Source organism: Leyella stercorea (assembly GCF_019052365.1).
Classification (GTDB): Bacteria; Bacteroidota; Bacteroidia; order Bacteroidales; family Bacteroidaceae; genus Prevotella.
This window is the reverse complement of the sequence record NZ_JAHQUY010000091.1, coordinates 1-8,705: the sequence shown is the minus strand read 5'-3', so window position 1 is coordinate 8,705 and position 8,705 is coordinate 1. Positions and strand designations below refer to the sequence as shown.

Below are 8,705 nucleotides of genomic sequence, written 5' to 3'. Positions count from 1 at the left end.
GAAGTGTCAGCCCTAATTTATTTTGTATGAAAAGTTTTAGCGGACAGCAATAATTATTTTACAATACGAAACAAGTTTAAGTTAATTTTTTATACTTACAGACTTGTTAAATTTGCACATTTTAACAATTACAACAATATAATGCTCATAAATGTCCGCATTTGCCATTTACACACAGAACAAGCACTTATATGCCTTTAAAAAAACAAAAAGGTTGAAAACGCAACATATTATACAATATTGCGTTTTCAACCTTATTATATATATCAGACAGAAAACCGGTCTGACTATACTATTCTGACTTACCGAATTACTCGATAACAACGAGCGGAGAGTCCTCAAGCACGCTCTCGCCAGTCTTCACGCAGATAGCAGTAACCTTTCCGTCCTTCTCAGCTTCGAGGTTGTTAGCCATCTTCATAGCTTCGAGCACTACCACTACATCGCCAGCCTTCACCTCGTCGCCTACAGCAACCTTGATTTCGGTTACGACGCCCGGCAGCGGAGCCTTGAGCGCGTTGGCTGTGTTCACATTAGCAGCGCTTGCTGTCTCGCCTTCCTCTGCCTCAGCAGCCGGCTGACCGAGCACTACCTTCTTCTTCTCAGGCTCAGCCTCCTGCTCCATCTCGACCTTGAAAGCCTCACCGTTGACTGTTACGTCGGCGATGTTGCCCTCTACGTCCTCAATCTGCACCTTGTACTCTTTGCCGTCGATTGTATATTTAAATTCTTTCATTTCTTTTTATGGTTTTGCTGTTAAACTTAAGAACTTGGCGTTCCACATAGTCTGACGCGGCTGTATGGTGATGAAGCCCGGTTCTTTATCGTGTACGTTGTTGCCCTGATACTCGTATAGAGCCATGGCAATGGCAGCATATATATTCTTGTCCATACTTTGTAACCTGTTTACTTGTATAACCTTGTCTACTTGTTTTACTCGTCTACTTGTAAAACAAATTACATCGGCATACAACCATGCTTCTTAGCCGGCAACTGCTGACGCTTTGTAGCGAGCTGTGCCAGACCGCGGCAGATGCGGAAGCGTGTGTTGCGCGGTTCGATTACGTCGTCGATGTAGCCGTAAGAAGCAGCCTCGTACGGGTTGGCGAACTTCTCTGTGTACTCGTTTTCCTTCTCTGCGAGGAATGCCTTAACGTCTTCGCCAGCCTCCTTCTTAGCCTTAGCTTCCTTGCCGCAGAGGATTGCAACGGCACCGCTTGCACCCATAACCGCAATCTCTGAAGACGGCCATGCGAAGTTGAGGTCTGAACGCAGCTGCTTGCAGCCCATAACGATGTGCGAACCGCCGTAGCTCTTGCGCAGAGTGATTGTAATCTTAGGAACGGTAGCCTCGCCGTAAGCGTAGAGCAGCTGTGCTCCGTGCTGGATAACGGCGTTGTACTCCTGACCTGTACCCGGCAGGAAGCCCGGCACGTCGACGAGCGACACGATAGGAATGTTGAATGCGTCGCAGAAGCGCACGAAGCGTGCAGCCTTGCGGCTTGCGTTAACGTCGAGAACGCCTGCGTATGCAGCCGGCTGGTTGGCTACGATACCAACGCTCTGACCATTGAAGCGTGCGAAACCGATGATGATGTTCTTAGCGAACTTAGGCTGTATCTCGAAGAACTCGCCGTTATCGGTGATTGCGCCGATAACCTTGTACATATCGTAAGCCTTGTTCGGGTCGTCGGGGATAATCTCGTTGAGAGAGTCCTCCATACGGTTGATCGGGTCGTTGCACTCTACGCGCGGAGCCTCTTCAGTGTTGTTGCTCGGGATGAACGAGAGCAGGCTCTTAATCATCTCGATAGCCTCTTCCTCTGTCTTTGCAGCGAAGTGTGTCACACCGCTCTTTGTAGCATGAACCGATGCACCGCCGAGGTGCTCAGCGTCGATGTCCTCGCCCGTTACGGTCTTTACAACCTTCGGACCGGTGAGGAACATGTATGAAGTCTGCTCCTTCATGATGATGAAGTCGGTGAGAGCCGGCGAGTAAACCGCACCGCCTGCGCACGGACCCATGATAGCAGAGATCTGCGGGATGACGCCCGAAGCGAGGATGTTGCGCTCGAAGATCTCGCCGTAGCCAGCGAGAGCGCAGATGCCTTCCTGAATACGAGCACCGCCCGAGTCGTTCATGCAGATAACCGGTGCGCCCATAGTCATAGCCATGTCCATCACCTTGCAAATCTTCTGCGCCATTGTCTCAGAGAGCGAACCGCCGTTGACGGTGAAGTCCTGAGCATATACGTAAACCAAACGGCCGCCTATTGTAGCGCTACCAGCTACGACACCGTCGCCATAGTAGTGCTTCTTCTCCATACCGAAGTTAGTACAACGATGCTTCTTGAACATGTCGTACTCCTCAAACGAGCCTTCGTCGACGAGCATCTCGATGCGCTCGCGTGCTGTGTATTTGCCGCGTGCGTGCTGCTTCTCAATGGCTTTTTCGCCGCCACCGAGACGAGCCTGTTCGCGCTTAGCGACCAGTTCCTTGATTTTTTCTACTTGTTTGCTCATAATTTTATTTTGCTATTTCTTTGTTCTTTCTTTAATATAAAAATTTGCGTATATTCTAATCCAGTGTGCAAAATTACTAAAAAAAGAACAAAGAAGGCTATATCATTGATATAAATTTTGTTACTACGTCTATTTCATGCTGTCGTCTACGAACGAGAAGGGCAGCAAGTCTTTAGCCGACTGCAGGCTATAGACGCCTTTCTTGCCGTATAGCAGCACGCGTATGGGCTGCTTGTAGCGGTCTTCTACGCCGAGTATCACCTGGCGGCATGCTCCACAGGGGCTTACCGGCTCGTCGAGCAGTCCGTTTGCGTTGCGCGCTACGATGGCGAGTGTCGAAACGGGCTGGTCTGGATAGTTTGCCTGTGCGGCGAAGAGGGCTGTACGCTCGGCGCACAGACTTGAGGGGAAGGCTGCGTTCTCCTGGTTTGCGCCAGTCACGATGATGCCGTTGGCGAGGCGCAGCGCGGCTCCTACGTAGAAGTTGCTGTACGGGGCGTATGCGCCGTGAGTTGCTTTCAGCGCACGGTCTACAAGTTCGCGGTCAGCAGTGTCGAGTTCGTCGAGCTGATAGTGCTCAACGCGGATGTGAATGTCAATTTCTTTCATAGTTTAAAGGTGGTGAGATGGTGAGGTGGTGAGATTTGTTGGTGAGATGGTGAGGTGATGATGGGGTGATGGGGTGAGATGGTGAGAACACTTACTCCTGCGGATTCGGTTCTTCGGTCTTTTCCTCCTTGAATTCGTATGCTCCGACGTCGGGTCGCTCGTCGCGCGGCATGGCGTTGCGGTCGGTCTTTGTAGCCGTAGCCGGGTCGGCGCGGTCGATAGCTACCGATGTCTTGGCGAGTCGGAAGTCGTAGTCCTGCTGGTCGCCGTCCACCTTCTTGAAGTGGTTGGTGCATACCGAGTCGGCGTTCTCCTTCTCCTCGAACACCACGTTCACGAAGTGCGGCTTTTCTTCCTCCTTCGTCACCTCAGGTGTGCGTATCACGCAGTTCTCAAACTGATAGTTGAAGGCGTTAGGCTCTGCGGCATCCTCGCTCGCAGCGTCCTTCACGGGCTTTCCGCCCATCATCTCGTCGGCGCTGTAGCCCGTGATGAGCGTGTTGCGACAGACGAACTGCTGCAGCGGGTGCTTCAGAGCAGAGAAGCTGAGCGCACTGGCGCGGTTTGAGTCGAACGGATAGAACTGTGCCAGCGTGCAGTTGTTCACCAGCACGTCGCCGCCTTCCACGCCCAAGCAGTTGTTGAGCGCATTCGACAGCTGCGAGTTCTCCACCGTCACCTTCGAGTTCTCTACGTATAGCGCGTGTCCCTGACAGTTGTGTATGGTAGAGTTGGCTACGGCGAGCGTCTGCCGAGCCACATCCGACGAGTCGACACGCACGCCGTTGAACGCACTGTGCAAGTCGGTGAACTCCATCCGGTTGTCGTACGACTTCTCCATGAAGTGTACGCCGTTCCACAGTCCGCTCATGCGGTCGTAAGGCAGATAGTCGAACATATAGTCGAGTCGGTCGCCGCGCAGCGTTACGGGCTGTTCGGCTGTGCCCTTGCATACGAGTCGTCCCTTCACGTCGATGCCCGCTCCGTCGTGGAAGAAGAGCGTAGCGCCCGGCGCTATGGTGAGCGTAGCGCCCTCCTCTACGGTCATCGGTCCGTAGACTACGAGCGGTTTGCCGGCTGTTATAGTGTAGTCGGTCGTGATGGTCTTGTTGCGTGCGAAGTCGGCGTCCCACGACCATGCGTTGAGCACCACCTTCTGCTCCACTCCACTCTCGAGTGCGAACACGAGGCAGTCGTTCAGCTCCTTCGGTGCGTCACCGTGATTCACGGCTGTGGTCACTTCCACGAACACACGTATGCTGTCCTTGTTGCGCACCTCTATGTCGTTCGCCTTATAGCCCTGTTCCGGACTCAGATACACGCCGTCTACATTCACGCGGAATCCGTTCTGGTTGCCACCTTCGAGGCGCACCGACGTGCAGCGCAGCCCCTTACCCGAGCGGTTGCTCACCCAGAAGTCGCGCGTCGACGACGGCACGGTAGAGAACACGGTGTCAATGCGCACCGTGTCGGTAGAGAACGTGAGCATGTTGTTCGGCGATGTTGTGAAATCGTCGATATCGTCGCATGCGCTTAAGCCAAACACGCCCAGCACACACATTATTATATATATATGAATATGTTTCATCGTAATACTTATAACGCAGAAACTGCGGTTTTATTGTATCATTACAATCAATTGCTATTGTTTAAGCGCCTTCAAGAAAGATCTTGCTCCGTATAACGGCACATTTGTCAACCTGCCTTCTTCACGATAATCGCTCATTGAGAAACGCAGACCATGCATATCGGGGTTTTCGGAAAGCGTTGTCTTGAGCGACTTCGACTGTAGGTTTTCTTCTGCTTTCACCTCTACTGGACAAACCGCAGTGTTTGCCTGAACAACAAAGTCGAGTTCGAGCTGACTGTTGTCCTTGCTGTAATAGAACACTGGCAGATCTGACAACGACTTCATCTGCGAGCAAACGAAATTCTCCGTGAAATCGCCCTTGCCGCTATTGTCTGTGCTTGGCAGAAGAAGCATGGCAGGCGGAGTAAGACTCATCGCTCCAAGCAGTCCGCAATCGAGCATAAACAGCTTGAACGCAGAGTCGTCCATTATAAATCTTTCCATAACTATTGCTGTCCGGTAAAACTGATAATGTAGTCAAAGACGGGCTGAAAGCCCAACAATCACATAGCCCAGGGCAGCGCCCTGGGTAAACATTATACCCCACATCTACATTCGCCCTGAAAGGGCAAAAGCCTAATTATTAAGGTGTTGCCCTTACAGGGCGCACTACTCAATATATACACTCAATACCCAGGGCGCTGCCCTGGGCTATGTGATTATTGGGCTTTCAGCCCGCATAGTATATAGACAAGCTCCTTTTGTAAATATAGCAATAAAATACTGAACAACAAAACAATAAAAGGGTGAATAATTGTTTACCGAACAGCAATATTCCATAACAAATTGTCATTTGTCTTACACGATGCAAAGATACTGATAATCAGCGACAAAAACAAGTATTTTACATTTTTATGAGGGACTTTCCGCCGAATCACTACACTTTTATGAGGGACTTTCCGCCGAATCACTACACTTTTATGAGGGACTTTTCGCCATTTCACTACATTTTCATGAGGGACTTTTCGCATAATGATGCGGTGAAAGCTACAGACACAAAAAACGGTTGCACGTGCCCGAAGGCTCATGCAACCGCTTCTTATATTTCGTTTTATTACTATTGTCTGAGCAAGCTCACTTTTATTTAGTGAGGTTGATCTTGTTGTTTACATTTACAGCCTCTGCAACGGCTGCACAACAAATTGCGAAGATAAATCCGAAAATCATCATAATCTTAATCCTTTCTTTAATTTTTTAATTGTTATCCTTACTTGTGTTTTTCTGTGTTTCCCATCTTTACCTCTTTTCATAACCTTGCCCGAAGGCAGTCAGTTACTTCTTGAGGCTGATTTTGTTGTTGACCTTTACCAGTTCAGCTATCGCTGCACAACAAATCGCAAAAATAAAACTGAAAATAACCATAATGTTACCCTTTCTTTAATTTTTACTTTGTTATCCCTAATTACCTATTCTCTTTTCTTGCCTTGCGGCAAACGTCAGCCACGCTTCCAGCGTAACCTCGTTCGTTATTTACTGATGCAAAGTTAATGCCTTTTGTGTTCGCACACAAGTATAACATCAATTATTTTCCTGCTTGTCTTATATTTTTGATGTTAGTCAAGTAGTTGTCGTAAATTTGCATTTCTGCGACAGATTTGCAATATGTTTGTAGCAAGAAATGGCAGAGTTAGTAGTGAAGAAGTGGCAGTTGGGCAGGGTTTTGACTGCCAAAGAACACGGAAAAGCCGCATTTTACGTATCCAAAGCCGCATTCTACGTATCCAAACCCACGTTTTACGTATCCAAAGCCACAAGCAAGCGCATTACCGCGCACAGGTAACACGATTACCGCGGTGCAAAAACAATATTACCGCAGCGCGGAAATGAAGTGCCCACGCTGCGGTAACTGGATAGTCTGCCTTTTTATAATTATAAATCGTGTTACTTTATTATATACAGCCTATCACTTTATGCGATACATTCTGAACGTCTTTGCCGGCAACTTGTCGCTGAGCACCGTGCCGCCCTTGCGACTCTGGCACGAAGCAGCCGACTCTACGGGGCGTACGGCGTCTGGGCGGTCGAGAGTGTTCTCGGCGTCCATGTCGTCGCTGTGCAGGGTTGTGAGCGTTGCCGAGTGCGAACCGCGCAGTCCGTTGAGGTTGAGCGTCAGGTCGTGCGCCTCGTCCGACGTGTTGACTACCTTGACGACGATTTCGCCCTTCTGTCGGTCAACGACCGCACTGGCGAAGAGTCCGTCCTGCCCCTCCTGTCCTGCCACCGGCTTGCCGTTCATCGTGAGCGGCAGCACGTTGGTGCCCTTGTTGCAGGCGTACATCTGCTGCACATAATAGCTTGTGCTCTTGAACATGCACGTGTTGTCGAACCATATCAGGTCGGGGCGCCACTGCCATCCGTCTACGTGCGCGAAGAGCGGAGCGTAGGTAGCCATCTCCACAATGTCGGCGTTGCGCTCGATGTCGGTCATGAAGGCAGCCTCGTAGAGCGATGTCTCGAAGTGGTTCCACTTCTTGCCCTTTCCGTGGCATGCATACTCGCCGGCGAACACCTTCGGGCCCTTGCGGTCGTAGCCCTCGTAGCGCAGTCCGTGTGACAGGAACCACTGCTCGTTGCGGTAGAAATGCTCGTCGACGAGGTCGGCCTTCATCTCCCTCATGGCTTTCCATCCCTTTTCGAACATCTCGCCCTCGGAGTCGGGGCCCGATGTGCCGATGAGGCGTATCTTAGGATACTTGGCGCGTATGGCTTTCACGAACGGGCGCAGACGCTCGTAGTAGAGGGTGTTCCACTGCTCGTTGCCCACAGCCAGATACTTCAGATTGAACGGCGCCGGGTGGCCCATCTCGGCACGCTTTCTACCCCATGTGGTGCAGGTGTCGCCGTTGGCAAACTCGATGAGGTCGAGACAGTCCTGTATGTACGGCTGCAGCGAGTCGACGGGCACATGAGCCTTCGGGTTGTTCCAGTTCTGAAACTGGCACGCCATGCCCACGTTGAGCACGGGCAGCGGCTCGGCGCCGATGTCCTCGGCAAGCTGGAAATACTCGAAGAAGCCGAGTCCGTAGCTCTGATAGTAGTCGGGGAAGAGGCGGTGATGGAATGTCGACTGCCAGCGGTTGTTGTTCAACGGGCGGTTCTCGACGGGTCCGATGGTGTTCTTCCACTGGTAGCGGTGCTTCAGCGATTCGCCCTCGACGATGCAGCCGCCGGGGAAGCGCAGCACGCCGGGGTGCATGTCGTAGAGCGCCTGAGCGAGGTCGCGGCGCATGCCGTTCTCGCGGTTCTTGAACGTGTTGACGGGGAAAAGGCTCACGTGCTCGAGAGCCACGCTGCGTGTGCCGCTGAGCAGCACGCGCAGACAGCCCTTCTGTGCGGTCTTGCCGGGCGTGAGCACAGCTTCGTACTTCTTCCACTCGCTGCCGCTCACCTTTATCTGCGCCTTGGCGCGCTCCTGCGTTTCGTCCTGCGTGCTCTGGTCGGCAAGCGAGACGTCGATTGTAGCGTCGCCGTCCAGCGCTCTTGCCCATACCGTGAAGCGGTAAGGCTCGTCTTTGACGAATCCGATGCCGAAGTAGCCCTCGTTCTGCAGACCCGTAGCGCACTCCTTATGCCCCGTGAAGCCGAGCACTACGTAGTGGGGGCAGCGCTCGAAGGGTCCGTCCGCCTTCACCTCCACGTTGCCGAACGCCTGCCATCCGAGCAGCGCCTGCGGAAACTCGAACGAACGGTTCTTTACAAGCTCGCCGTACAGTCCGCCGTCGGCAGCAAAGTTGATGTCCTCGAAGAAGATGCCGTACATGGTGGGACTTACCGCTGCGCCAGCCTTACGGGTGTTGATGTCGAGCGTGTGCGTCTCGGCGAAGGCGCCGAATACCGAAGATGCAGCCAGCATGCACGAAAGGATATATCTGTTTCTCATTTGTCCTGTTAAGATTTTTTATCCTCGATTTTTTGCTTGGGTAAATCTGTTTTTATTAAACCA

8 protein-coding genes are annotated in these 8,705 nt (G+C 51.8%); 1 reads left to right on the top strand and 7 read right to left on the bottom strand.

Annotated features, from left to right (window positions below):
• Positions 1-310: 310 nt before the first annotated feature.
• The 6 genes from KTQ90_RS11925 to KTQ90_RS11900 form a co-directional block, all read right to left on the bottom strand.
• Positions 311-736, bottom strand: a complete 426-nt coding sequence (locus KTQ90_RS11925) for a biotin/lipoyl-containing protein (RefSeq protein WP_217318620.1) — start codon at positions 734-736, stop codon at positions 311-313.
• Between the two features lie 6 nt (positions 737-742).
• Positions 743-892 (bottom strand): hypothetical protein, encoded by a 150-nt coding sequence (locus KTQ90_RS11920; RefSeq protein ID WP_007896899.1) that lies wholly within the window; start codon positions 890-892, stop codon positions 743-745.
• A gap of 65 nt (positions 893-957) precedes the next feature.
• A complete protein-coding gene (locus KTQ90_RS11915) occupies positions 958-2,523 on the bottom strand; it encodes an acyl-CoA carboxylase subunit beta (RefSeq protein ID WP_022158485.1) in 1,566 nt (521 codons plus the stop codon).
• Between the two features lie 129 nt (positions 2,524-2,652).
• Positions 2,653-3,132, bottom strand: a complete 480-nt coding sequence (locus tag KTQ90_RS11910; protein WP_217318619.1) for a cytidine deaminase — start codon at positions 3,130-3,132, stop codon at positions 2,653-2,655.
• 91 nt (positions 3,133-3,223) lie between these two features.
• The gene (locus KTQ90_RS11905) at positions 3,224-4,720 is read right to left on the bottom strand and encodes a choice-of-anchor Q domain-containing protein (RefSeq protein WP_217318618.1); all 1,497 of its coding nucleotides are present in this window, start codon (positions 4,718-4,720) and stop codon (positions 3,224-3,226) included.
• A gap of 54 nt (positions 4,721-4,774) precedes the next feature.
• Positions 4,775-5,206 carry a DUF4143 domain-containing protein gene (locus KTQ90_RS11900; protein ID WP_217318617.1) on the bottom strand — a complete coding sequence of 144 codons (432 nt, stop codon included), beginning with the start codon at positions 5,204-5,206 and terminating at the stop codon, positions 4,775-4,777.
• A 1,174-nt stretch (positions 5,207-6,380) separates the two neighbouring features.
• On the opposite strand from KTQ90_RS11900, the gene KTQ90_RS11895 reads away from it, so the two are divergent.
• Positions 6,381-6,542, top strand: a complete 162-nt coding sequence (locus tag KTQ90_RS11895) for a hypothetical protein (protein ID WP_217318616.1) — start codon at positions 6,381-6,383, stop codon at positions 6,540-6,542.
• 123 nt (positions 6,543-6,665) lie between these two features.
• Here the strand turns inward: KTQ90_RS11895 and KTQ90_RS11890 are convergent, their stop codons facing one another.
• Positions 6,666-8,642, bottom strand: a complete 1,977-nt coding sequence (locus KTQ90_RS11890; protein WP_217318615.1) for an alpha-L-arabinofuranosidase C-terminal domain-containing protein — start codon at positions 8,640-8,642, stop codon at positions 6,666-6,668.
• Positions 8,643-8,705 lie beyond the last annotated feature (63 nt).

Coding starts and splice junctions, on each gene's coding strand:
- KTQ90_RS11910 (WP_217318619.1), bottom strand. CDS start 3,132: ATGAAAGAAATTGACATTCACATCCGCGTTGAGCACTATCAGCTCGAC.
- KTQ90_RS11895 (WP_217318616.1), top strand. CDS start 6,381: ATGGCAGAGTTAGTAGTGAAGAAGTGGCAGTTGGGCAGGGTTTTGACT.
- KTQ90_RS11920 (WP_007896899.1), bottom strand. CDS start 892: ATGGACAAGAATATATATGCTGCCATTGCCATGGCTCTATACGAGTAT.
- KTQ90_RS11900 (WP_217318617.1), bottom strand. CDS start 5,206: ATGGAAAGATTTATAATGGACGACTCTGCGTTCAAGCTGTTTATGCTC.
- KTQ90_RS11915 (WP_022158485.1), bottom strand. CDS start 2,523: ATGAGCAAACAAGTAGAAAAAATCAAGGAACTGGTCGCTAAGCGCGAA.
- KTQ90_RS11925 (WP_217318620.1), bottom strand. CDS start 736: ATGAAAGAATTTAAATATACAATCGACGGCAAAGAGTACAAGGTGCAG.
- KTQ90_RS11890 (WP_217318615.1), bottom strand. CDS start 8,642: ATGAGAAACAGATATATCCTTTCGTGCATGCTGGCTGCATCTTCGGTA.
- KTQ90_RS11905 (WP_217318618.1), bottom strand. CDS start 4,720: ATGAAACATATTCATATATATATAATAATGTGTGTGCTGGGCGTGTTT.